Annotated in this window: 18 protein-coding genes; 10 read left to right on the top strand and 8 right to left on the bottom strand. The window is 53.1% G+C overall.

Features of this window, described 5'->3' with window-relative positions; genetic code table 11:
* Positions 1–530 precede the first annotated feature (530 nt).
* A complete protein-coding gene (locus tag VV869_RS12300; protein ID WP_337735201.1) occupies positions 531–1,706 on the top strand; it encodes an MFS transporter in 1,176 nt (391 codons plus the stop codon).
* Between the two features lie 657 nt (positions 1,707–2,363).
* On the opposite strand, the gene VV869_RS12295 is transcribed toward VV869_RS12300, so the two are convergent.
* A complete protein-coding gene (locus VV869_RS12295; protein ID WP_337735200.1) occupies positions 2,364–5,006 on the bottom strand; it encodes a hybrid sensor histidine kinase/response regulator in 2,643 nt (880 codons plus the stop codon).
* Positions 5,007–5,224: 218 nt separating this feature from the next.
* On the opposite strand from VV869_RS12295, the gene VV869_RS12290 reads away from it, so the two are divergent.
* Complete coding sequence (locus VV869_RS12290; protein WP_261603772.1) at positions 5,225–5,440, top strand: acetyltransferase; 216 nt, start codon at positions 5,225–5,227, stop codon at positions 5,438–5,440.
* Between the two features lie 260 nt (positions 5,441–5,700).
* On the opposite strand, the gene VV869_RS12285 is transcribed toward VV869_RS12290, so the two are convergent.
* Positions 5,701–6,129 (bottom strand): MarR family winged helix-turn-helix transcriptional regulator, encoded by a 429-nt coding sequence (locus VV869_RS12285; protein WP_337735199.1) that lies wholly within the window; start codon positions 6,127–6,129, stop codon positions 5,701–5,703.
* Positions 6,130–6,317: 188 nt separating this feature from the next.
* Between VV869_RS12285 and VV869_RS12280 the strand changes: the two genes are divergently transcribed.
* Entirely contained in the window at positions 6,318–7,313 is a 996-nt protein-coding gene (locus VV869_RS12280; protein WP_337735198.1) for an NADP-dependent oxidoreductase, read from the top strand.
* Positions 7,314–7,398: 85 nt separating this feature from the next.
* Here VV869_RS12280 and VV869_RS12275 read toward each other — a convergent pair whose 3' ends face one another.
* The 5 genes from VV869_RS12275 to phhA all read right to left on the bottom strand — a co-directional run bounded on the left by VV869_RS12275 (position 7,399) and on the right by phhA (position 12,672).
* Entirely contained in the window at positions 7,399–8,010 is a 612-nt protein-coding gene (locus tag VV869_RS12275; RefSeq protein ID WP_337735197.1) for a PqiC family protein, read from the bottom strand.
* Positions 8,007–9,671, bottom strand: coding sequence for an intermembrane transport protein PqiB (gene pqiB, locus VV869_RS12270; protein WP_337735196.1), 1,665 nt, complete (start codon positions 9,669–9,671; stop codon positions 8,007–8,009). The genes VV869_RS12275 and pqiB overlap by 4 nt, the downstream gene beginning before the upstream one ends.
* Positions 9,664–11,001 carry a paraquat-inducible protein A gene (locus VV869_RS12265; RefSeq protein WP_337735195.1) on the bottom strand — a complete coding sequence of 446 codons (1,338 nt, stop codon included), beginning with the start codon at positions 10,999–11,001 and terminating at the stop codon, positions 9,664–9,666. Before VV869_RS12265 ends, pqiB begins: the two co-directional genes overlap by 8 nt.
* Positions 11,002–11,372: 371 nt before the next feature.
* Entirely contained in the window at positions 11,373–11,723 is a 351-nt protein-coding gene (locus VV869_RS12260) for a 4a-hydroxytetrahydrobiopterin dehydratase (RefSeq protein WP_337735194.1), read from the bottom strand.
* Positions 11,716–12,672, bottom strand: a complete 957-nt coding sequence (phhA, locus tag VV869_RS12255; RefSeq protein ID WP_337735193.1) for a phenylalanine 4-monooxygenase — start codon at positions 12,670–12,672, stop codon at positions 11,716–11,718. The genes VV869_RS12260 and phhA overlap by 8 nt, the downstream gene beginning before the upstream one ends.
* A gap of 214 nt (positions 12,673–12,886) precedes the next feature.
* Between phhA and VV869_RS12250 the strand changes: the two genes are divergently transcribed.
* From VV869_RS12250 to VV869_RS12220, 7 genes are all read left to right on the top strand, one after another.
* A complete protein-coding gene (locus tag VV869_RS12250; RefSeq protein WP_337735192.1) occupies positions 12,887–14,017 on the top strand; it encodes a homogentisate 1,2-dioxygenase in 1,131 nt (376 codons plus the stop codon).
* A 57-nt stretch (positions 14,018–14,074) separates the two neighbouring features.
* The gene (locus tag VV869_RS12245) at positions 14,075–15,097 is read left to right on the top strand and encodes a fumarylacetoacetate hydrolase family protein (RefSeq protein WP_337735191.1); all 1,023 of its coding nucleotides are present in this window, start codon (positions 14,075–14,077) and stop codon (positions 15,095–15,097) included.
* A gap of 11 nt (positions 15,098–15,108) precedes the next feature.
* Entirely contained in the window at positions 15,109–15,735 is a 627-nt protein-coding gene (maiA, locus tag VV869_RS12240) for a maleylacetoacetate isomerase (RefSeq protein ID WP_337735190.1), read from the top strand.
* 124 nt (positions 15,736–15,859) lie between these two features.
* Positions 15,860–17,932: an acetoacetate--CoA ligase gene (locus VV869_RS12235; protein WP_337735189.1), complete on the top strand. Its 2,073-nt coding sequence runs from the start codon at positions 15,860–15,862 to the stop codon at positions 17,930–17,932.
* A 78-nt stretch (positions 17,933–18,010) separates the two neighbouring features.
* Entirely contained in the window at positions 18,011–18,994 is a 984-nt protein-coding gene (locus VV869_RS12230; RefSeq protein WP_337735188.1) for a CobW family GTP-binding protein, read from the top strand.
* 138 nt (positions 18,995–19,132) lie between these two features.
* Positions 19,133–20,518 carry a TldD/PmbA family protein gene (locus tag VV869_RS12225; protein WP_337735187.1) on the top strand — a complete coding sequence of 462 codons (1,386 nt, stop codon included), beginning with the start codon at positions 19,133–19,135 and terminating at the stop codon, positions 20,516–20,518.
* On the top strand, positions 20,518–21,861 hold the full coding sequence (locus tag VV869_RS12220; protein ID WP_337735186.1) for a TldD/PmbA family protein: 1,344 nt from the start codon (positions 20,518–20,520) through the stop codon (positions 21,859–21,861). The genes VV869_RS12225 and VV869_RS12220 overlap by 1 nt, the downstream gene beginning before the upstream one ends.
* 308 nt (positions 21,862–22,169) lie before the next feature.
* Here VV869_RS12220 and VV869_RS12215 read toward each other — a convergent pair whose 3' ends face one another.
* Complete coding sequence (locus VV869_RS12215) at positions 22,170–25,577, bottom strand: Ig-like domain-containing protein (RefSeq protein ID WP_337735185.1); 3,408 nt, start codon at positions 25,575–25,577, stop codon at positions 22,170–22,172.
* Between the last annotated feature and the right edge of the window lie 665 nt (positions 25,578–26,242).

The raw sequence follows: 26,242 nt of genomic DNA, 5'->3' as shown, positions 1-26,242 counted from the left end.
ACAAGGATTGATTGCACTCATTCCTGACACGCTGCTTCCTCACATGCAGCCTCTGCACGTAACCGCACTGCATGACTTGCTCGCACACGATGTCTTCAGGAAACCAAAATTATTTTGCGTCCTGCTTCATTTTTTGTTCGTTATAACTCTAATTAATTCTATGCAATAACCTATTGAGAATCGGTTATTTAATATACAAATCATTGTTTTTTATCAGCCTCAGTACAGAAAAACTATGGGGGGAGTATTTTTAGATAGATATAACACAAATGATTTTATGACAGATGACTCAAATTTCTCATTAGCATTAGTTTTTCTCACTTTACGAATCTTAAAATCCGCTCCATATTCCACCTGAACCCAATCTGATACCGGCTGATTCCTTCAACCGGGAGAACGGCTTTACCCTGTCTATCTTACTCAATATTTCTTTCAAGGCGCTTGTCCACCCGGCAGCAGCCCTAAGCTCCGGTTTTCCGAAACCATAAGATAGATTTATTAATCAACGATTTATTTTGGAGACTAGAGTAGTGAGCCAGAACACTACTTTCCCGACCGACTCCGGGATTTTTGTCCCTGTGGCCGGGTTGACCGTATTTGCGATTGCCGCCGGTTATTTAATGAGCTTAGTTCCGCTGTCATTGGCCAGCTTTAACATTGACAGTCAATACGCAGGCTGGCTTGCCAGTTCGTATTATCTTGGGTTATTGATTGGTTCAATGATGATCGAGCCAATCATCAGCAAAATAGGTCACCGTGTAGCCTTTATCGGCTTTCTGTTGTTACTGGCCTCAACCGTGATTGTCTTGCCGTTGTTTGCCAACCGGGAGGCCTGGCTACTGGCGCGTCTGATTGCGGGGATGGCTGTGGCCGGCATTTTTGTGGTGGTCGAATCCTGGCTGCTGATCAGCGACTGTCCGAAACAACGCGCGAAACGACTGGGGATCTACATGACGTCACTCTATGGCGGGACAACTCTTGGCCAGCTGGGGGTCGGTGTCATTGGCGTTCAGGGCTTTGGTCCGTTCATTGCCGTCCTGGGACTGCTGCTGGCCGCTACCCTGCCGGCAATATTCCTGCGTCAGTCACCGCCGAAACAGCAGGCACACTTGAGCTTGTCGCTGAAAGATATCACCCGGTTAAATAAACCGGCCATCATCGGCTGCACGGTTTCCGGCATTGTGATGGGGACTATCTATGGCCTCATGCCGCTGTCTTTACGACAAAGCGAGTTGGATGCCGGACAAATCAGCGTGTTGATGGCGGCCATTGTTTTGGGCGGCATGGCCATTCAACCGATTGTCGGTAAGCTCTCAGTAATAATGAGTAAAACCCTCTTGCTGGCGCTGATGTCGTTGCTCGGGGTGTTTGCGGTCGGTCTCACCTACCTAACCAACGATTACACCTGGTTAATTGTCGCGCTGGCGCTGTTAGGCATGTCTGCGTTTGCCTTGTATCCAATCGCGATCACGCTGGCTTGTGAGAAAATAGACTCGGCCTACATTGTGGCAGCCACCCAGGTGATGCTGTTCAGCTACAGCATTGGTTCTGCCCTGGGGCCGATTGGTGCAGGAAGTTTTCTGGAGCAGCCCCTCGCCAACCCGTCTAATGGGCTGATGGACTACTTCTTTATTGTGCTGCTGGCAACCAGCATCTATATGCTGCTGACCAGTGCGAAGCGCAGGGATACGGTCTTGGCAAGTTAGCGACGCCGGAAAACAAGTTAGCGCTGCCGAAAAAAGAGCGGGCGCGACATCATGTCGCGCCCTTAGGTCTTACATGCAGCAATCCAGCTACGTTAGTGCTCCCTGCATCATTCCTTGATTTAGCTGATTCCTTCAGCGGTTCCCTTTTTCTCTATCCCAGAGATGTCCTGTTGGTCTTACCCTGACCCGTCGACACGTCCTGTTTCGACTCTCGTCTCCTTCCTGGAGGTGTCCCTGACTCCATCCTGAATCGGTCCTTTTGTCTTCCTGACTAGCAAATTTCCTATTTGCCTTCTCGGTTCCATCCGAGGTTCCCTTCACAGTCCCTGTCGATAAATCATCCTGATTTACCGTCCTCATCCTGAGGTTGCCATAATCCTTGGCGTTATTCCTGTTCCGTTCCGTCAGTTCCTTCCGACGGCGTTAAGATTACGTTAATTTTCATTTGATACAATGTGCGGAGATCACAATTTTTTAGAATTATTTTATAAAATAACCAGTAAAAAGCTTAAATCACTGAAAAACATAGAAATTGACAACAACTATCTCGCGATTATCTATTCAGTTATTTTACATTTCCCACACATTTGTAAGAGATCTCGCACAAAGCAACGTCAAAATTGATGTACAAATGCTATCGTCCATCAACAATCTGACCTAGACCAGCGCCTTCAGTTTCTCGATCAAGACCTCTTTGCGGTACGGTTTGGCGACATAATCATCCATCCCCGCCTGAAAACAATCCTGAATATCTTCATCCAGGACACTGGCCGTCACCGCAATAATCGGCAATTTTCGCGCCGCGCCGACTTCCAGCTCCCATGCCCGAATGGCTTTCGTCGCCGCCAACCCATCCATCACCGGCATCATGCAATCCATCAGGACAGCATGATACGGCTTTCCTTGTTTTACAGCCTCCACGGCAGCCCGGCCATTATCCACCAGTTCAAAATCAAACCCGGCCTTTTCAAGAAACAGCGCCGCCACCCGCTGATTCACCGGACTATCTTCCGCAACCAACACCAAATCGTTCCCCGTTTCGATGCGAGTCGGCAATACCGCGGCGGTCGCGAAAGAGCGCTGATTCCCGGCGTGATGCACGGCTGAGCGCACCGTCCTCACAAACCGCTGCCCGAGCAACGGCAATACGACTAAGCCATCGCACATCAATCCGATGTCCTGATAGTCTTCATCGTGCTGACAACAAACCACCAGCGCTTTGGAGGGGGCTATTTCCCTGAGCCGGACAATCGTCTCCCGCACGGTTCGGGCATCCGACGAAAAAAGCACAAAACATTGATAGCCTGATAATTCAGCCCCCGCCTCCAGCGCCGGTTCATAGGCTGCGCTCATGTTCCATCGTGCCATTTCGGCACGCAACAGCCCTGCGGTGTCGCGGCAATCTCCCAGCACCAGGCAATGCAGTGGGTCAGTTTGCGGGATCACCGGCAAGTGATCGGCCGCCGTCTCAAGGGTCAAATGAAAACCAAACCGGCTGCCAATCCCTTTTTCCGAATCCAGTGTCATTTCACCGCCCATCAGCGTGACCAACTGGCGACAAATCGCCAGCCCTAACCCGGTTCCGCCATAACGGCGGGTGATCGTGCCGTCTTCCTGAATAAAGGGGGCAAAGATCTGCGTCTGCTTATCCGGATCAATGCCGATCCCGGTGTCTTCAACCACGAACTTTAACCTCACTTGATGCGCAGAAACCACCTCACAGCGAACCTGAACCGCCACATGACCTTCAGTTGTAAACTTGACGGCGTTGGATATCAAATTCATCAGCACTTGCCGTAACCGATGCTCATCGATCAATACCGCCCGCGGGATTGCAGGATCCAGTTGTATCGAGAAGTGAAGCCCGCTTTGGTTGACCTTGGGGAGAATAATACCAGCCGTTTCGTACACTACTTCGCACACGTCGGTCGCCGTCGGTACCAGCACCAGCTTGCCGGACTCAATTTTGGACAAATCAAGGATATCGTTGATCAGCAGCAGCAAGGTCTGTGAAGAGGTGGAAATCGTGTGGAGATATTCCTGCTGCACCGCATTCAGCGTCGTATCTTCCAGTAATTCGGACATCCCGATAATGCCGTTTAAAGGGGTGCGTATTTCGTGGGACATATTTGCCAGGAAGGAGCTTTTCGCCATATTCGCTTTCTCTGCCAACTCTTTGGCGAGAAGTAACTTTTTCTGATTGTTCCTCCGCTCATCAATCAACTCATTGAGCTGACGGAAAAAGGTCGTAAACTCATCATCACCGTCCACCGATATGCGCAGGTCCTTGCGGGGGGTCATCGGCTCACTTTCGACGCTTCTCAGCGTCGTCAGAATTCGATTTACGGCAGACAGAAATCGCGTCGTGATATTCCATCCCAGATAGCACATGCCAATAAATCCAGTCACAATCAGGCTGGCGATCAACACCATTTTCCAGCGAATTTCCCGCACTAACGCCTGAATGTCGACCACCAGTTGTTGCTTGATCTGCCCGGTCACGTCCTGTACCTGCTGGAACCGTTCTTCAGTATTTTCAATACTACCCAACAAGTAATCCCCCGGATGAGCCTGAGGCCGCGCCTGTTCGTACTGGATAAACGCAGGATGATCAAAATTGTTCTGAAGAAATTCAATCTGATCCTGAGTTGCGTATAAGGTCAAAAAGCGCTCAATATAAAAAGCCTGTTTCTCCCGTGCTGCCCACAATTTCTGAGAGCGTTGGTCCGCCGACTCCGGATGCAGGGACAGACTGGTGGCATACCAGTTGTCCAATCCGGCCCAGAACTGGAACCAGATCAACTGATACAACGCCGCCAGATGACGCTCGACCTCCGTGATTGCTGTGTAGCTCCCCTCACTTTCAAGCAATTGAAATGATTGCTCATGAAGCAGCGCCATCCAGCTCATCCAACCGCTGAAATCTTTGTCCCCCACCCCGGCAAAATCATCCAGCAAGGCTTGTATCTCATCAAGCACACGCGCCATCTCTTTGCGTTGGATCGGATCAAACGCCAGGTCGACCTGCGAATTCAGTTCCTGCAGTAGCACCGTGAGCCGCGCCAAATCCCTTTCGGTATCCTGCTTGTGAAGCCACTTGAGCTTCATCTGATGAGTCTCAGATGTCAGGCGGGATAAATCGCCGGCAAACTGCACTTTCGCGCTGTACATATTCAGCGATGTCTCGGTGTGATACAGCTCTGACAGTGCGGTCAGGCCCAGCCAGGAGCTAAACAGCAATGGGCAGGCCACCAGCAGCAGTAATTTGGTTTTAATCGATAAGTTGTTCATCAGGCTCATCTCTTCTCCTTGAAAGAACCCTGGCCTTTTATTCCAATCGATGCATAGCGTCCCTTTAATCTTAGGAGGAATAAAATAAATGATATTAATTTACCGCTGATTATGAGAGCTAAGCACCTGATTTGCGTCATACAACCGGCCCGCAACCAAAGACGGTAAAATCGGCCATACTTAAACCGTTAACGCAATATCAATCTGCCACTGTGGAGGGGCTTGCTATGTTTTTGAAAGAGGCTCGGACTGGGGATCTCGTCGATGTGGTCGATATGGCATCACTGATCAACCCATTCTCACGGCATGTCACCGTGCAGTTTCAGTCAGGGGAAGATCTTGCCGATCCGGTCACCATCGACAAGCAAGAGCTCGCATTTCCTTCCGGTGAAGGACTGCCTGAGTGCTGGATTAACGGCTATTATCGCTTACAAACGAAGTAACGGCGGACCCCGCCATTTTGCGACCTGTTCTCAAACGACTCACTCGTTCTGATGCAACTGTATACCCGGCCATGGCTATACCTTGGTCCTAGGGCTATACCTTAGTCCTTGGGCCGTACCTCGGTTCTTGGACTGAACCTTTGTTTCTGGACTGACATGTGTCCTCAGACTGTACTTGGGGCGCATCTGAAAACGCGAAAGGCACCGCAATGTGCCTTTCGCGTTCTGATTGTGCCTTTGCGTCCTGAAACAGAGAGCCGCTATGAGCCCAGTTGGAGGTTTTTCGCCAACTCCAGACAATGCAAACGGAGTTCTTCAACCTTGTCCGGATCCATCTTCGACTGCTGCTCTAACTGGCGGGTCAGGTTCTTCGCTTTATCCCGTAGCGCATAACCGGTTTCGGTCAGGTTAATGACTTTTTTGCGCTCATCGTCGGGCGACACATTTCGGGTCAGCAAGGCTTTCCCTTCCAGACGTTTGACAATTGGCGTCAATGTGCCGGGATCCAAGCGGGTATCCTGTGACAACTGCGTTAAGCTGACCCCGTTGTTGTACCAGAGTGACTGCATCACCAGGTATTGTGGATAAGTCAAATTAAACTCATCCAAGACCGGACGGTATGCTCTCACCAAAGCGTTGGTCGCGGTATACAGAGCGAAACAGACGTTATCTGATAATTGTTGTGACATGGAAACTCCTTGCGCTATCCCGCTTATGATACGACAAAACTGCGCCCGACCAAATAATTTGCGCGCAAAATATTTTTACGCAAAGGGCTTGCCAACGATGAGTTCTCGCGTTAGTGTACTCCCACAATTACTTTGCGCGCAAAACTTTTGCGGAGCAACAATATCACGACACGTTAAGAAGGCGTCATATGAAAGTACAAGAGATTCATCTGGTATCCCGCCCGCAAGGCACCCCAACAGCAGATAACTTTTCCCTGGTTGAGCGTGAATTAGCGCCGATTCAAGATGGTGAAGTGCTGATCAAAAACCTGTGGATGTCCGTTGATCCTTACATGCGTGGTCGCATGATTGATCAAGCCAGTTACATTACGCCGTTCAAACTGGACGAGGTCATGGAAGGTGGTGCGATCGGTGAAGTGATTGAATCCAAGAACCCGGCGCTGCCGGTTGGTACCAAAGTGAGCCATATCCACGGCTGGCGCAGCCATGTCATCAGTGATGGCAGCGACCTGACGCCAATCCCGTCCACATCCCTGCCGCTGCAAAGCTTCCTCGGCATTATGGGCATGCCGGGCATGACAGCCTGGACGGGTCTGTTCCGCATCGCCGAACTGAAGCCGGGCGAAACCGTCTTTGTTTCTGCGGCTTCCGGCGCCGTGGGTAGCGTCGTCTGCCAGATGGCGAAACTTCAGGGCTGTACAGTGATCGGCTCTGCCGGTTCAGATGAAAAAGCTGAAAGCCTGAAGGCCCTTGGCGTTGATGCCGTCATCAACTATAAAACCGCAGGCGACCTGACGAAAGCGCTGGCTGAAGCTGCACCGCAAGGGATTGATGTATACTTTGAAAACGTCGGTGGTGAACACCTGGTCGCAGCTCTGAACAATATGAACGAGTTTGGCCGTATCGCCGTATGCGGCATGATTGCCGACTACAATGCAACCGAGGCACAGCCAGGTCCGAGCAACATCGGCCTGCTGATCGTGAAGAAACTGAAAATGCAGGGCTTCATTGTCATGGATCACTGGCAACATTACGGCGACTTTGCTGCGCAGATGGGCCAGTGGATCGCGGAAGATAAGATTAAATGGGATGAAACCATTTATGAGGGGCTGGCGCAGGCTCCGGAAGCCTTTATCGGCCTGTTCGAAGGCAAGAACAAAGGCAAAATGCTGGTGAAATTATAATTGACTCGCCGTTGCACACGCTGACGATATTCTCGTAAGCTGATCCCATGACGGGCGGTGGCCATGCCCACCTGCCTGTCATGATTCATTCCGGTGCAGTCGCCGTTACCCCCAATCCCAACCGACTGGCGATATCGCTGGTGAGCCGATCGACCCCTGCCGCCAGGGCATTCACTTGCGCGACATACCCCGCCTGCTCAAGCGGTATCTGGTACTGAAACGGATAACCGCCCTGCAAGCCGCCGTGCGCATCCAACAACAGCCATTCCCCAGCCACCTGTGCCACTCCGGTGTAGTGACCGTTAAACAGGGTAAACCGAACCTGAACCCTCGGCGCGTTCATGGTCTCCAGCGCCGGCGTCAATTCCGTGGGCCAGTACCGATTTTGCTTCCGACGCAAGTCGAGGTTGATCCGTCGCGTCAGTTGCTGCTGAATACTCTCTGCCCAAAGGTTTTGCTGGGCCTGCACGACTTCGGTGTCACTTAACTGATAGACCAGCCCGTTACCCGACAGATGCGCGGCCATTTCAACCGGGCGAACCACCAGAATCGGCCGTTCGATAGGCTGCTGAAACGCCGCAGGTGATCCGGTCATCGGCAGCACATAAGTGCTGCTCACAGCAGTCGGCTCACTGCTGCACCCTGCCATGAGCAACAACACGCCTATCCCCCATCCCCAAATCCGTTGCTGCATCATTGTTGTCCCTCAAACTGTTTCCGTCCCACCGGGATCGGATCTTTGGCCTTCTCTCCGGAGAAAATCAGCGAGTTCGGCTTTTCATTCATCTGGCGCAACACCGGCTGCAGTTCCGCCATGACCCGCTCAAAGCGATGAATTGCCTGCTCCAGATTACGATACGGCGCACCGTCCGGCCCGAAACCGTTCAGCGTGCTTTGAATTTGCTGCAAGCTCTCGCGGATCTCCCCCGGAATGGCCTGGGTTTCTTTTCTGGCCAGTAAAACAGCAAGTTCATTTGCCATTTTTTCCGTGGCCTGTAAGGTTCGCTGCGATGCCCGGAGGCTCCGGTTCAGGGTCAGCAAGGTATCTTCAACCGGCATCTCGTTGACCTTATTCAATACCGCACTGATTTGTTTTTGAATTTCAGCGAAACCGCCCGCTTTGGTCGGGAAGATATCGTACTCGCCGTAGCGCTGGATATTCGGCATCACTTCGTCCGGATGAATTTCCATATCCACCAGCAAGGCCCCGGTCAGCAGGTTCCCTGTTTTCAACGATGCCCTGAGCCCGGCTTGAAACTCCTGCTCCAGCTGCGCTTTGATCCGGGCCAACTGGCCCGGCTCCAACGTCGGGTACACCCGTCCCAGCTCTATCCGGACCAACACCGGAATTTGCTTATTGCTGAATCCTTCCAGGGCTTTGGGCATCTCCAGCGGCACCTGCCTGACGGTGCCGATCTGTATCCCGCGGTATTCCACCGGCGCCCCGGCAGACAACCCGCGGACCGACTCATCAAACAGCATCACATATTCCAGATACTCATCAAAAAAGCGCTCCCGGGCTTCTTTGAGGTTGTCGTACAGCCTGAAGCGGGTCATATCCTCAGTGATCAGCTTGCCCGGATCGTTGCCCCGCGGCACCCTGAAGCTCACCCCACCGGTGATCAGCGATTCAATCGAGCCGATTTTCAGGTTAAACCCTTCGGCGGACATTTGCAGATCGACGCCTGAAGTCAGCCAAAAGCGGGTCCGTTTGCGGATCAGACTGTTGTAGGGCTCAAAGATAAACAGCTGATAATTGGCCCGCTTCTGCTGGGCATCAAAGGTGACTTTTTCCACCCGCCCAACGGTAAAACCCTCATACAATACAGGATCGCCGACGCCCAGTTTTCCGGCCTCATTGTGATAGAGCATCAGGCGTAACCCTTTGGTATCCGGCGGTGCGACCGGTGGTACTTCCAGGACGGTGAACGATGTTTTCTTTTCTTCACTTCTCCCAGGCTGAAGCTGTATATAAGCGCCGGAGAGCAGAGTATCCAAGCCGGAAATCCCTTCCTTGCCTATCCGCGGCTTCACGACCCAGAACAAGGTGTCATCTTTGAGCATCCGCTCCGCATCTTTTTCCAACTGGGCCGTAGCCACAATCGCCGAATAGTCCTTGTTGAGCCGTACGTCCGTGACCACCCCGACCCGAACATTCAGCGCCCGAATTTCGGTTTTCCCGGCTTCGATCCCCTCGGCTGTATTGAGCATCAGGCTCACTTCCGGACCTTTGCTGACCATGTACTGCACCAGCATCCAGATCCCGATCGCCAACGCGATCACGGGAACCAGCCATATCGTCGACACTTGTCTGAGCGCCTTGACCTGCGCCTGATCCGGCGCTGTTTCCTCACTCATGCAGCTTCTCTTCTTGTTGGGTTAATGTCGTTGTCGCGTTTGCCGCTCGCTCCGCAGGCCGATTCTCAACCCAGAACAACCGCGGATCAAAGGTGATCGCTGACAACATGGTCAAAATCACCACACACGCAAACGACAGGGCAGCCGGCCCGGGAAAAATCGCCATCAGGTTTTGCAACTGCACCAGCGCAACCAAAATCGCGACCACGAAAATATCAATCATCGACCAGCGGCCAATCAGCTCCGTGATCCGGTAAAGTTTGAGCTGCAAAATTGCCTGGCGCTGACTGCCGACCTGTTGCGCGTTCACATACAGCCAACCCAGCGCCAGCATTTTCGCTAGCGGGATCACAATGCTGGCCAGAAAAATCACCCCGGCGATTGGGTAGGAACCCAGCTGCCACAGCAAAATCACCCCGCCCATGATGGTCGAGCCTTCTTCTTTGCCGAGGCTGACGGTGATCATCATGGAATAGAGGTTCGCCGGAACAAAAAATATCACGGCAGCGATCAACAAAGCCCAGGAGCGCTGCAGGCTTTGCTTCGGATTAAACGGATGCAGACGGCCATGGCAACGCACACAGCGGGGATGGCTCCCCGGCTCCGGCAACGGATTGAGCTGTGCACAACAGTGGCAACTGACATGATTAATTGAATGATGGCAATCACCGGGGGAGATACCAGCAACCGGCACCATGGGCTCCAGTTGTAACCACAGCCAGGTGCGATCCACCATCGACACGCATTTCACCACCAGCAGGGTGTAAATACAGAACGCCCAGAACGACATCCCGAGCCCGACATCCGCCAGTGACGAAATCTTTATCAAACTGACCAGGACGCCAATCAGGAACACATCCACCATCAACCAGGGCTCAGCGACCGACATCATCCGGCACAGCCGCTTCTGAAACGCCGTCACCGGCTGGACATCAATGCCCTGATAGCGCCGCCCGGCCAGCCAGTAAAGATACAACACGGTAGAAAGATACCAGGCCGGCAGGATCACCACCGTCAGCAACAACAGGGCGGCCAACAGGCTGTTGCGGAACTGACTCAGCATTTCTGCGGCATGCAACAGGGTAATTTCCTGGCTGATCCCCTGCACACTGAATGACATAAACGGAAAACTGACACTGAGAATCAACATGATCAAACTGGCAATGCCATAGGCCAGCGGCCGCTGAAACGGCAAGCTGATATGCTTGGCCAGCAAATGCCCGCATCGCGGACACAGCGCCTTCTGCCCGCCGGCCAGCGGCGGCAGCACGGTCACCAGGCCACACTCCTCACAACCGACCAGGACATCCGGGGAGGATTGATCACTCATATCTTGCCTTCATTTCATCGCGTCCCATCCCGCGCCAAACGATCTAAGTATAGGTAAGGTCGGGAAAAAGCGAGGAAAACACCTGGGTAAAGATGAGACATTCCCGGAGCGAAGGGAGCCTAAGAACGGCAATAAAAAACCTCCCGGCGGGAGGTAAATTCAAGCAAGATAAAGTGAACGTCTAGTTACTACGAAGCTCATATGAGCAAATTGACTGAAGGATGGATCACAGCGCCATCAAGTGAAGCCGCGCGGCTCGGATAACCTCACCTGCGCAGCTTCAATCAATAGGTCGTCCTTAATAAGAGTATAGTGAACATTATCAATCCCACACAGAACGCATGGAATTCAGCCATCCACCCGCGCCCGCATCAAGCCGTCAGCGCTGCATGCGCTCGATCCGTTTTCGCGGCGCAGATATAATCATTTTTGTGCAGCCCTTTGATGGAATGACTCCACCAGCAGACCGTCACCTTGCCCCACTCCAGCGTGATCGTCGGGTGGTGAAATTCCGCTTCTGCCAGCTCGGCTACCTTGTCAGCAAAAGCCCAGGCCTGTTTGAAGTTCTTAAAGGTATACGCCCGCTCCAACTGGTCGATCCCCTCACGCGAAAGCACTTCCCACGCCGGAATACTCTTAGCCAGTTCAACTCGCTCATCCGCAGTCACCAACGGCGCGTCAATTTGGCAAGCTTCGCATTTCAATTCATGTAAATCAGACATAGTCTCCCACAACCTCCTTATCTTTCGGTGGAAACATCGGCTTATGTAAGCCTAATTCAATGGCTTGATGAACCATACTCATAATGTCCTGATGAGCCAGTTCGTACAGTTGTTCTATCTCATCCAACACAAAATAAATCGGTTGCATGATGTCGATCCGGTACGGGGTCCGCATAATATCTACCGGATCAAACGGCCGGTATATCGGCTTCTCGCCCGACACCGCATATTCCGTCTCGCCCGGCGACGATAAGATCCCGCCGCCATAGATACGCAGATCATCCCCCCGGCGCAACAACCCAAACTCAACGGTGAACCAGTACAAGCGCGCCAGGTACACCCGCTCTTGCTTGGTCGCGGCATAACCCAGGCGACCATACGTATTCGTAAATTCGGCAAATGCCGGATTGGTCAACATGGCACAGTGGCCGAAAATTTCGTGGAAAAAGTCCGGCTCCTGCAAATAATCGAACTCTTCCCGGCGGCGTAAGAAAGTCGCAACCGGAAATTGCTTATTTGCCAACAGTTTGAAGAACCGGTCGAAATCAATCAGCGCCGGAACCCGGGCACACTCCCACCCGGTCGACTGGCGTAATACCCGGCTGATCTCTTCCAATTGCGGCACGCGGTCCCGCGGCAGATCAAGCAACTTGAGCCCGGCGATATATTCATCACACGCCCGGCCTTGAATACAACTCAGCTGTCGGCTGACCAGATCATGCCAGATTTGATCTTCCTGGGGATCCCAGTGAATAAAGCCGTTTTCATCAGGCTTTTTGGATACATACTTTGTGGCTACACCCATAAACGAACCTGCTTCTTGTCGTGTTTTATAACCCGACGTCCCTGTGGATTTATATGAATTTCTTCCGTCTTCATTAAGGTTAGGTGTTTTACCTATCCGAATGGAACCCGATGATAAGAATCGTAAAAACAGGCGATGTAACAATATTTTTACATCACCAAAAAGTTTACCCCCGCGCGACCCCTGTGGCGCTTCAGGGGGAAATCGGCCTCAATATCACCTTGAGAATGAGCCAGTTATGTAAAACTTTCGGCACAGAAAACGGCTGAAAAAATACCGGTTTCGAGTTGCTTGTTCCGTCTGGCTCAGCCAGATTTAGTACATCAAGTAACAAACCATTAACCTTAAGGATCAAGCGATGCGGCACTGGTTTCAGTTTCCAATCATTGAGGGAAAGGCTTCCCGACAGGCGCACTGTGATCTCCCGGACGGGACCTTTGAACGTGAATGCGGCAAGGAAGGCTTTTTCGGCCCCGCCAGCCATATGTATCATGCCAACCCGCCGACCGGCTGGGTAAGCTGGGACGGACCGCTCCGCCCGCGCGCCATCGACACCAACAAGCTGGAGCAACCCGGCCATACGCCTTGGGATGCCTCGCTGCTGCTACATAACCGCAATGTGAAGTTCCGGGTCTGGAATTGCCGGACGTCGATGGATCACCTGGTCCGCAACGGCGACGGGGATGAAGTGCTGTTTGTCCACCAGGGCAGCGGCCATCTCTATTGTGATTACGGCCACCTGACGTTCCGTGACGGCGACTATATTGTCCTGCCCCGGGCCACCAGCTGGCGCATCGACGTGGACGAGCCAGTGACCCTGCTGCTGATTGAGGCCACCAACAGCGGTTATCAGATGGCCGAACGAGGCTTAGTCGGCCAACACGCCGTTTATGATCCGGCGGTGCTCGAGCATGCCCGCATTGACGAAGCATTTCTGGCACAGCAAAACAGCGACCAGCGATGGCAAGTGATCCTGAAAGCACGTAACCAGCTCAATACCATCACCTACCCGTTCAACCCGCTTGATGCTCAGGGCTGGAAAGGCAACCTCACGGTATTCAAGCTGAACTGGCGGGACATTCGCCCGCTGATGAGCCACCGCTATCACCTGCCGCCGTCAGCACACACCACGTTTGTCGCCGAAGGTTTTGTGATCTGCACCTTCGTGCCCCGGCCGATCGAAAGTGATCCCGGTGCACTCAAAGTGCCGTTCTATCACAACAATGATGACTACGATGAAGTGCTGTTCTACCACCGGGGCAATTTCTTCAGCCGGGACAACATCGAAGCCGGGATGATCACCCATCACCCGTGCGGTTTTTCCCACGGCCCACACCCGAAAGCGCTGGCGGCCAGCATGGAAAACCCGAAGAAGGAAACCGACGAGGTTGCCGTGATGATCGACACCCGCTGGCCGCTGGATCTCGCGGAATTACCTGAAGGTGTTGAAAATCAAGACTATGTTTATTCATGGTTGAACAAAAAATAATTCACGCTCAGGCGTCTCGAAATACGGATATTTACCTCTGCAATAAAGGAGTTGCGTGTGAAACTAGCTTCCCTAAACCATGGCCGCGACGGACAACTGATTGTTGTGTCCCGAGATTTGACCCAAGCCGCCCATGCCCATGACATCGCCCCGACGCTACAGTTTGCCCTCGATAACTGGGATCAGGTTGAAGCGGATCTCCAGCATCTGTACCGCAATCTCAATGACGGCGTGGCGCAGGATGTGTTCCCGTTTAACCCGGCGTTGTGCGCCTCTCCCCTGCCCCGTGCCTATCAGTGGGCTGACGGCAGTGCCTATGTCAATCACGTTGAGCTGGTCCGCAAAGCCCGAGGCGCGGAAATGCCGGAAAGTTTCTGGACCGATCCGCTGATGTATCAGGGCATGTCCGACGGTTTCCTTGCCCCTTGCCAGGATATCGAAATGGCGGATGAAAACTGGGGCATCGACTTTGAAGGCGAGATCGCCGTGATTACCGACGATATCGACATGGGCACCCGCACCGAGGAAGTGCACGGCCATATCAAGCTGCTGATGCTGGTCAACGATGTTTCCTTGCGTAACCTGATCCCGGCTGAGCTGGGCAAGGGCTTCGGCTTCTTCCAGTCCAAACCGGCCTCGGCCTTCTCACCTGTCGCCGTCACCCCGGATGAGCTGGGTGAGCACTGGCATGATTTCAAGGTCCATCACCGCCTGACAGTACATTACAACGACGAACTGTTCGGCCAGCCCCATGCCGGGACCGATATGACCTTCAACTTTGCCGAATTAGTGCAGCATGTCGCCAAAAGCCGCCACCTCTGTGCCGGGACCATCATCGGCTCCGGGACGGTCTCGAACAAGGATCGCAGCAGCGGCTCATGCTGCCTGGCTGAGCGCCGGATGCTGGAAGTGATTGACCAAGGCTCAGCCACCACCCCGTTCATGCGATTCGGTGATACCGTCAAAATCGAAATGTTCGATGAGGCCGGGCAATCCATTTTCGGGGCGATTGAGCAAAAGGTCGTACGTTATGAGCACCGCTACCACGACGAAGATCTCAACCACCACAAGCCGGTGTAAGCGGAGGTGCCATGGAGCTTTTTGACTACTTTCGCTCATCTGCCTCATACCGGGTACGCATTGCGCTCAACCTCAAAGGAGTGGACTACGACCTGAACCCGGTCTCTTTGCTGGCCAACGAGCAGCAGGCCGCCCGTTATACCTCGCTCAACCCCAGCGCCTTGGTGCCGGGGTTGCGCACCGAACACGGGATGCTCGGTCAGTCGGTCGCCATCTTGGAATACCTGGAAGAGCGATATCCGGAACCTTCCATTTTGCCCGGCAGTGCCTGGGAAAAAGCCAAATGCCGCGAGCTCGCCCTGACCGTCGCCTGCGATATCCACCCACTCAATAACCTGCGGGTGCTCAATTACCTCAGTCGCCAGCTCGGCGTCGAGCAAACGGAAAAAACGGTGTGGTATCACCACTGGCTCACCCTCGGGTTTCAGACGCTGGAGTCCCTGCTTAAATCTCAGGATCATCCATTTTGCTGTGGCGACCAGCCAACCATGGCCGATATCTGCCTGATCCCGCAGCTCTATAACGCCCGGCGGTTCGAACTCGATTTGAGCCCTTTCCCGACGTTGACCCGGATAGAGCAACACTGTCAGCAACTGGAAGCGTTTCGCCGCGCCCATCCGGATACGCAGCCGTCCTAGCGTCTCTGCGGCGACAGAAAGCTTAACAACGGGACTGTGTCCGGGCCTGTCAGCAACCGATCCGGACATGGCCCCTCCCGGCAGGATCAATCAACACAGGATCAAATAGCACAAGGAGTGTGTGATGACAGCAAGCAGTGGGGTAGAGACCATGGATATCCAGCGCGACTACCAGCCCAAGCTGATGTGGATGCCGGAAAAAGATCGCATTCATGACAGCTTGTTATATCAGTTTATGGTCCGGCTCAGCGAACAGGAAAATACCCTGTTTCACGACTACAACCAGCTCCATCACTGGAGTGTCGAGCACAGCGACGCTTTCTGGGATGAAGTCTGGGATTTCTGTGGCGTGAGGGGCAACAAACAAGGCCCGATCACACTTTGCCCGCCGCAAACGCCGACCCCGGCCAAAGATACCCAATGGTTCCCTCAGGCAACCCTCAACTTTGCCGAAAACCTGCTCAGCAATTGGGAGCGTCATGCAGCGGCCGATGCCCTGATTTTTCATTGCGAAGGTGACCCGGGCCGTCGCCAGCACCTGAGCTGGCAACAGTTGTACTGGCAAACCTCGCAGTTTGCAGCTTATCTGTCCTCCCGGGGGATCAAACAGGGCGATGTTATCGCCGCCTATACCCCGAACCTGCCCCAGACGATCGTCGCCATGCTCGCAGCCACCTCGCTGGGTGCCATCTGGACTTCAACGTCCCCCGACTTCGGCGTCGACAGCGTCGTCGAGCGATTCGGCCAGACCGAGCCTAAATTGTTGATTTGCGCCGACGGTTATTTTTACAACGGCAAGACTCACAACAGTCTGGACAAAGTTACGGCGATGCTGTCGCAACTGCCGAGTGTGCGCGATCTGGTGCTCATCCCCTACACCCAAACCGTGGATGAATTGACCGCTCAATCAACCGGGCCCAAGCAGTCAGAGCCAACGCCTGAAGGCGGCGAAACCGCTTACTGGCCGCAGATCCTGGAACGCTTTGCGCCTCAGCCTCTGACATTTACTCCGGTGCCGTTCAATCACCCGCTGTACATCCTCTATTCATCCGGCACCACGGGCCAGCCGAAATGTATCGTCCACAGCACCGGCGGCACCCTGCTGAATCATCTCAAAGAGCATCAGCTGCACTGCAATATCAAGCCGGGCGATCGGCTGTTCTACTTCACCACCTGCGGCTGGATGATGTGGAACTGGATGGTCAGCGGTCTGGCATCCGGCGCCGGGCTGGTATTGTATGAGGGCTCGCCCTTCTATCCGGACGGCAACGTGTTGTGGGATATGGCGGCAGAGGAATCGGTCACGCTGTTCGGCACCTCCGCCAAGTATCTCGAAGCGCTGGAAAAACAAGGCTATCAACCGGCAAAAAGCCACGCGCTGCCGACACTCAAGACTTTATGCTCCACCGGCTCGGTGCTGGCACCGGAGCAGTTCGACTATGTTTACCGATCGATCAAATCCGATCTGCAGCTGGCGTCAATTTCCGGCGGCACCGACATCTGCGGCTGTTTTGCCATCGGTAATCCACTCAACCCTGTTTATCGCGGAGAATGTCAGGGCCGGGCGCTGGGTATGGATGTGCGGGTGTTTGACGAAGAAGGTCGCTCCCTGTTTCAGCAACAAGGCGAACTGGTGTGCTGTAACAGCTTCCCCAATCAGCCGGTCGGATTCTGGAACGACCCCGACGGCAGCCGCTATCAGCATGCTTATTGGGACGCTTTCCCCAATGTCTGGCACCACGGCGATTTTGTCACGCTGAGCGAAACCGGCGGGCTGATTTTCTTCGGCCGCTCCGACGCCGTGCTTAATCCGGGCGGAGTGCGGATCGGCACTGCAGAAATCTACCGTCAGGTCAATCCGCTGCCAGAAGTGATCGACTCCATTGTCATCGGCCAGAACTGGCACAACGATGTCCGGGTGGTGCTGTTTGTCCAGCTTGCCGAAGGACATGTACTGGATGATGCCCTGAAGCAAACCATTTGCCGACAAATCCGGGAGCACTGCTCTCCCCGCCATGTGCCGGCAGTGATCCTGGCAGTGGATGACATTCCCCGTACCAAGTCCGGCAAACTGGTCGAGCTTGCGGTACGCAATGTGGTCCATCACCAGCCGGTCAAAAATGTCGGCGCGCTGGCAAATCCGCAAGCATTAGAGGCGTTTAAGAATCGTCCGGAACTGCAAGACCACCCGAAATAATCCGTGCCGGAGCACTTCATCACCGCCAAGGAGTGATATGATGGCCGGATCTTGCAAACAGGAGAAGCAGAGCCCGCGATGAAGCGTATTCCGACCAATATTATCACCGGTTTTTTAGGTGCCGGAAAAACCACGGCCATTCTTTCCCTGCTGGCCCGCAAGCCTGAGGGAGAAAAATGGGCGATCCTGATCAACGAGTTCGGCAATGTTGGCGTGGATGGCGCCATCCTTGATCAGCAAGGTGCCATCGTCAAAGAGGTGCCGGGCGGCTGCATGTGTTGTGTCGCCGGGCTGCCGATGTCGGTTGGCATCAACGCCCTGCTGGCGCAAAAGCCGGACCGCCTGCTGCTGGAGCCAACCGGGCTTGGCCATCCGAAAGAAGTGATCGCCAAACTGACTTCCGACAGCTATCGCGATTACATCGATCTCAAAGCGACGATTACGCTGGTCGACCCGCGTCACTTTGCCGATCCACAATATACCCAAAACCAGAACTTCCAGGATCAACTGGCGCTGGCCGATGTCGTGGTGGCCAACAAGCTGGACGCCTGCAGCGATGCCGATTTAGCCGCATTTGAGACTTATCTCGCCGAATGTGAACCGGCCAAAGCCGCGACCGGGAAAGTCGAGCAAGGCGCGCTGGATGTCCGCTGGCTCGAGATTGAACGAACGGAACGCGAAGCGGCCCATAGCCATCACCACCACGCCAGTGGCTCGGCCGAACCCCTGCCGGGACTGGAGCTGGCACCGGGACAACCCTTTATCCGCCGGGAAAACAACGGTCAGGGATACCGCAGCTGCGGCTGGTGTTTTGCCGCTGATCAGATCTTTGACTTTTCCCAGCTGTTCAGCCTGTTTTCAAACCTCAATGCCCAACGTGTGAAAGCGGTGGTCAACACCGAGCGTGGCTGTTTTGCCTTCAACGTGGTCAATCAGGTGGTTTCGGTCAATGAGCTGACCCTGAACGGCTTCGAGTCACGAATTGAAGTGATCGACAGAGAGCCCCTGCCCTGGGATGAACTGGAGCACATTCTGTGTTCGATCGCCAGTGCACAATCCTGAGTCTTGACGCCCCATTGTGTCCGACTTCATGCTAAAAATGAGTATTGAAGACATATAAATATCCAATCCATTACAGCGTCATCGAAAATTTGTCCGGGGCTGTCTGAGCCCGGACGTCATTACAAGCAAGGAGCAAGTATGCTAAACCCTGCTACTGCGAAAGCAGTCATTGATCATGCGTTATTCCTCGGAGCCGATTTTGCCGAACTCTTCATCGAGCATCATCAGTCCAGCTCGGTCGAGCTGATTTCCGGCGATATCGACAAGGTCAATTCCGGTATCGACTTTGGTATCGGTGTCCGCCTGTTCTTCGGCCATAAAGTCCTGTACGGCTATACCAACAGTACCGACGAAGAAGAGCTGAAACGCGTGACCAGCCTGCTGGCCGCCAAAGATAAACGCGATCAGATTGCCCAGGCCGGCGCATTAAACCTCAGCCGCTACACGGATCGCCACCAGTGTCAGCTACCGCTCACGCAAGGCACCAACCTCGACGCCAAAATTGCTTTCCTGCGCGACACCGATTTGGCAGCGCGCAGCGAAGATGAGAAAATCTCCCAGTTTATCGGCCGTATTCTGCAACGTGAGCAGCAAATCGAAATCTTTAACTCAACCGGGCTGCATATCGGTGATACCCGTCACTATACCCGCGTTGCTGCCACTGCGATTGCCCAAAACGGCAACGAGCAATCCACCGGCTTTGAATCGCCGGGCGCGCTGACCGGCTGGGAATTCAATACCCGGCTGGATGCCCGTGAACTGGGCCAGCAAGTTGCCAAACAGGCGATGGTAAAGCTGTACGCAGAGCACTGCCCGTCGGGTGAAATGCCGGTGATTATCGGCAACGGCTTCGGCGGCGTGATCTTCCACGAAGCCTGTGGCCACTTACTGGAGACCACTTCGGTGGCCAAGAAAGCCTCGGTGTTCCATGACAAGATGGGCGAGATGATTGCCAACCCGGTGGTCAGCGCTGTCGATGACGGCACCATGAACCACGAGTGGGGCTCAATCAACATCGATGACGAAGGCATGGAAACCCAACGCACCCAACTGATTAAAGACGGTAAGCTGACCAGCTTCATGGTCGATCAGATGGGGGCACGCAAAACCGGTTTTGCGCCCACCGGCTCGGGCCGTCGTGAATCCTACAAATATGCGCCGACCTCGCGGATGCGCAACACCTTTATTGAACCGGGTGACAGTTCCCTCGATGCCATGATTTCCAGTGTCGAGCGCGGTATCTTTGCCAAGAAAATGGGCGGCGGCTCGGTCCAGCCGGGCACCGGCGAGTTTAACTTTGCCGTGCAGGAAGCCTATCTGGTCGAAAACGGTAAGATCACCAAACCACTGAAATCCGCCACCCTGATCAGCACCGGCCCGAAAGTGCTGAAAGAAATCAGCATGGTCGGTCAGGATTTCGCGTTGGCTGCAGGCATGTGCGGCTCAGTCAGCGGCTCGGTGCCGACCACCGTGGGCCAGCCCGCGCTGAAAGTCGATAACATTCTTGTTGGTGGAGGTAACTAATGGCTGATCAACAAACGCTTCAACACGCCATCGATCAGGTACTGGATCGCGTGATCGCAGCCGGTGCCGACGCCGACGTGATTGCCAGCAGCAGCAACAACTTTTCCCTCAAAGCCAATGCCGGTGAGCTGGATGAGTACAAAGTGACCTCGGGCCAGGTGATTGGAGTCCGGGTGATTAAAGATCAACGCATCGCCACCAGCTATTCGGAATCACTTGAGCCCGCCAGCCTGGATATGATGGTCGAGCAGGCGCTGCAAAATGCCCGCTTTACCAAACCGGACGAGCACCAGGCAATTCGCTGCCACGACAGCCAACTGACCACCACCGCTGAGGAAATCTACCAGCAAGACACGGCCAGCGTAGATGACAAAATCGCCCTCGCCCTGTCGCTGGAAAGCGGTGTCGTGGCCAAACCGAATGCATCGTCTGCGCCGTATAACGGCTTTGGCGAGTCCGACAGCCGAATCATTCTGGCCAACACCCGGGGCACGCTGTGTCAGCATCAGGAGCGTTCAACCTACTGTTACGCCTACACCCTGTATGAGCAGGACGGCAAGCAGGCAATGCACGGCGGCATGTCTTCCGGTCGTCTGTTTGACGAGCTGGACCCGGCCTACTGCATCAATCATGGTTACGAAACGGCCAAAGCCCTGCTGGATGGTGCGCCGATTGCCACCGGCAACTACCCGGTGATTTTTGATCTCAGTTGCCTGAGCAGCCTGTTCGGCGCATTCGGCATGTGCCTCTCCGGCCACTCGGCGATGAAAGGGATCAACCCGTGGCGGGATGCCCTGCAAACCCAGGTCGCCAGCCCGCTGCTGACGATTTCGGACATTGCTTATCTTCAGGGCGGCTCGGCGATTAAAGCATTCGACAGCGAAGGATATGCGACGACGGATACCATCCTCATCGGTAAAGGCCAGCTGAAAAGTCTGCTGCACAACAGCCATACCGCCAGCTTCTTCGGCATTGAGAACACCGCCAATGCGTCGCGCTCTGCCAAGGGTGGCCTCGGCGTTTCCTCACGTCATACCGTAGTGGCGACCGGTGCCAGCTCTGAGGCAGAAATCACTTCTGGCGAGTATCTGGAGCTGGTGGAATTGCAGGGCGTACATTCCGGTGCAGATGCCGTCAGTGGCGACTTCTCCTTTGGTGCCAGCGGCTTCCTGTGCCGCGACGGCCAGCGCATTCAGCCGGTCCGTGGCATCACGGTTGCCGGAAACTTCTACCAGATGCTGAAAGCAGTCGACGCCGTCGGTGACACGCTGCAAAACGATTACGAGCGCGATTTTTTTGCGCCGAAGATCCGCTTTGCCAAGCTGAGCATTGCCGGGAAGTAACAAACCAACCTGACCCGTACCGTCTCTGGGCGGGTTTGGAAAAGCTAAAAACGGCGAGCATCATGCTCGCCGTTTGTTTTGGCCACAAACAACCCCATGTCGGAATACCGCCCGATCGGCTCCCATCACACAGACCGTATTCGGTACGCAGACATCAAGTACGCAAACATCAAAAGACATTCGACTAAATCAGTCTCGCCCCCGACACCCTTGCCCCCCTTGACACCCAAATCCTCAGGGCAGGACCCAACAGAAAAAGGGCTACACAGGTAGCCCTTTGTCGTTGTGGTTTTTACGCCATTTCCAGATTACGGTGCTGGCGTCGGCTCTACCGGATCAGTTGGCTCAGTCGGCAACGTTGGGTCGACAGGAACTTCTGGCTTTTCCTCAACCAACGGCTTGCGCATCTGCAGTAACCAGTACTTGGAATCGGTATTCCCTTCCTCGCTCAAGACCAGGGTATTCCCCAGGTTGTACAGCTTCCACTGGGTATCAATGGTGACCGGCAATTGATACATGTACTGATCGCTTGACCACTGGCCGTCTTTATCACGAACAGCCACACCATGGTTTAGTACAGCAAACACTTCATTCGGCACGTCCGCATTGTTCACCACAAATTGCGTACCGTCATGCAGGCGGGTCTTCGTACTGTACTGCCCTTTCAGGTCTTTGCCTTGCTTGGCAAAACGCTGGTGATGAACACGCTGTTCAATGATACCATCGACTTCAACATCAACGATTTCAGCCACTTCATGCACGTCATTTCGCTGGGCATCTTTCACACGACCGGCGCTGAACAACACATGGCCGTCCAGTTTGCGTGCTGCGGTTGCAAATGCGTCATCGGTCGACTGAACTTTCCCGTCGGCAAACAGGTGAAGTTTCGGCAAGTCGGCAATTGAATCCCAGATCCAGTAGCCAATGCCATCCCAGCTTCCTTTCTTCGCGACCATACAACCGGCACCAGAATTCTGCAGGGCATCCGCAACCGCCAGGCTCAAGGTTTCAACGCTGCGACAGAAGTACTCAGCATCCCCCGGTACCACAAACTCCTGAGTGGTGATTTGCTGGGTTTCCAGATCAAAGATGCTTAAGACTGGCGCACTGAAAGAGCCAGAGTTATTCATGTTTTTGGTATCCAGAACAGCAATCTGCGTGTTGTTGGCTGGCGTTTGGACCCGAACACCCGGGATAGGCGCTTTTTGCTCCCAAGTCCCCGTTTCAAATTGATACAGGTGAAGCGTCACGGCGTCGTCACTATGGCTGACCACCAGATCGCCTGTCGGCGTAAAGGCAAAGCTGTCATAGGTTAAGTTAAACTTACCATTCGGGAGGTCAGTCAGTGCCACTTGAGTCGTGCTGCCATCTGTCAGCTGATAACGATGGACCACTTGTTGCTGGCTGGACGCTTGGTTGCCACTGTCTGTCAGCAACAATACGTAGCCATTGCTGGCATGGATAATTTCGTTACTGACGAACTTATGCGCGATATTATTCTCATCCTGAGTCGCTGGCAGCACAAGAGTCGGCGTTGACTCACCTGCTGCGGTGACCTTGGTCAGGTAAATACCATCTTGTTCAGCACCTTTCACCTGCCAGAACCGATACAGGGTATCACCGCTTTGGATGGCCTGGACCAGAGTAGACGTCTCACCGGCTGGAGCATTCCCGGCGAAAGCATTCCATTGATAAACATCGGCATTATCCACAATGTTGACTTGCAACGTTACCTTGGTCGGATAATCGTAGACATCCGTGCTCGCGATCGCACCAATCTCGGCAAAGATCTGCTGCAACGCAACCGGTGTATTGTTGATATTCAGTTGGGTTTCACCGGCACGAACTGCACGAATACGATCGTTGTCTTTATCGACTTCAGCAACTTTAATGCCGGATGCATCGACCTTCGCCACGAACCCATAGGATTCAAAATCTAACCCATCATCAACGGCCGTGAATACATGCTCTACACCATTCGAGCGGATGAACTTGAATCCGTATTCGAAGATGTCACCTTCTTTCATCGTCAGCACACCATCGACAAAGTTCGGTGTTGCCGTAATAATCTTCGGCTGAATGACCGTCACGGTTTCTTCCAGCGTGGTTCCCTGATAGGTCGCCGTGACCACAGATTGTCCTTCCGCAACCCCTGTTGCAATGCCATTTTCGTCAATGGTCAGAATGTCGGTATTGCTGCTGGTCCAAACGATCCCTTCGGTAATGGCGCTGACGCTACCGTCATTAAATTCACCATTCAGGGACATTTGCAGGGTTTCAGCACGAGAGATGCTGTTATTTGGCAGGTTCAGCGAGAAACGAACCAATTTCGGCACCACATCAAACTCCTGCACCGCGGTGAGATCACCCAAAGTCGCAGTAACGGTTGCCGTGCCGGTCCCTTTCGGCAGGAAGCGGCCGTTTCCGAGTGATTCTAACAGCTCAGGATTGTTCGATACCCACGCCGCTTCTGCACTGAAGTCGACCAGGTAATCGTTCTGGTGTACACCATAGGCAGTCACCTGGAATTCGTCTGACAGGTACTGCTGACGGTGATCATAATCTAAACGAAGGGAAGCCAGAACAGCTTGATCCGCATTAAAATGAACCGTTGCGGTCGCACCTTGATATTCAGCGGTCAGCGTGATCTTACCGGGCTTCACAACTTGCAACTGTCCATTGGTCACAACCACAGCCTTCTCCGGCAAGGTGGTGAATGTCGCAAGAGAGGTCACTTCTGTGGAAGTGTCATCAGACCACAGCGCAGAGACCAGCGGTTGCAATTTGTCCCCGACGGTTACCTGTTGCTCAATACCGGTCAGCACAATATTTTGTAATGCGGTTTCCGCCACTTCTGCAACAATCTTAATTTCAGCAGAAGCTCCCTGATAATTGGCCTGGAGAACAATCGGTCCCGCCGTTTTCACCTCAAGATAATCGCCGTTGACGACCAGGGCACCTTCCGGATGAACCACAAACGTCGCAAGACGAGAAATATCGCTTGAAGTCACATCAGACCACAATGCGAAAACAGCCGGGCTCAGCTGATCGCCGATACTGACTTTTTGCGGAACGCCACCCAGAATAATATTTTCGATCACCGCTTCCGTCGGCTCATCCGTGACAATTGTGTCGTATTGTCCATTCCATTGCGAAATATTAACAAATCGGCCGCTTTCTTGATCCAGGAACCATTGGTCATTAAACAGCGTTGTCCATGCATTTTGATAGGAAATGCTATTGAGTCGATACCATTCTTCCCACGCCGGATCAGCAAGTAACGCACGAAGCCAGACGGTACTATTTTCAAACCCGGCTAAGGTTGCTGAATAATCAATCACGGCTTTCAGGCCAACACCATAACGAACAATATTACGTTCGATGATGTTGCGATCACGCTTCTGGTAAACTTCCCACTCAGCGTTGCTGACAAAGTTATTTGCATCGACATCTGCCAGAACATATTCGACCGTCGAGAAATTAGTGATCAGCGCATAATTTTCATTGCTTGAAAGCGCCTCTGCCAGACTGGCACCACCATATTGGTAGAGAATAATGTCGTCGCGCTGAGCTCGGTAAGTGATTGGTTGTGTTTCAATTTTCCCGTACTCATCAACAGGGATTAGCGCTTCAACAGCGTACTTTCCGTTGATATCTGTTGTACCGGTTGCTAGCAGAGTGTTACCGGCATAAATGGAAACACTTGTGTCTGCCATAGGGCCATCATATACCATCCCGCTGAACGTGATTTTTTTCTGTTCAATCGTTTTTGTCGTGGGGGTATCAGAATCTGAGCCACCACAAGCTGTCAGCAAAGTAATGAGCGGTATACTCATTAAAATTGGCCTATACATTTGTTCTCCTTAAAATAAACAATTTTCTCGTTTTGAAATACACAACCAACGGAAAAACCCTCAATAAAATAAGAGATAATCACCGTAAATTCAGACAATAAAAAACCAGAGTCACTGATTTAAAAAGCAACTCAACATTAAATAAAAGTCAAAATGTTCGTGGGGGAATCTAAAGATTTCCATGCGAGATATCAAGAATACCGCCGCACACTCATGAATATGATAAAGGGCTATAAACAAACAGAATCCTAACCATTGAAATATACATAATGATTTCCTCACCGGACAAGATTCACATATTAAAATCTTTGTAAATCAATGAGCTATATTGTTATCGTTATTAATTAATACATATTTCCCAACAATGGATAATACTTCTGTAATTTACAAACTTATGTGATGCTGTTTCAAATCAAATTTTCCCTGGACAGGAAATATACCTTAAGCGTATTTACTCAAAAATGAACAAATACGACATTGAGCATATTTATTTGTATGATTTTTGTAATTCTTTAATTTATCGGTGG

The sequence above is a fragment of the Photobacterium sp. MCCC 1A19761 genome (genome assembly GCF_037389125.1).
Taxonomy (GTDB): domain Bacteria; phylum Pseudomonadota; class Gammaproteobacteria; order Enterobacterales; family Vibrionaceae; genus Photobacterium.
This window is presented reverse-complemented; position numbering and strand designations above follow the sequence as displayed.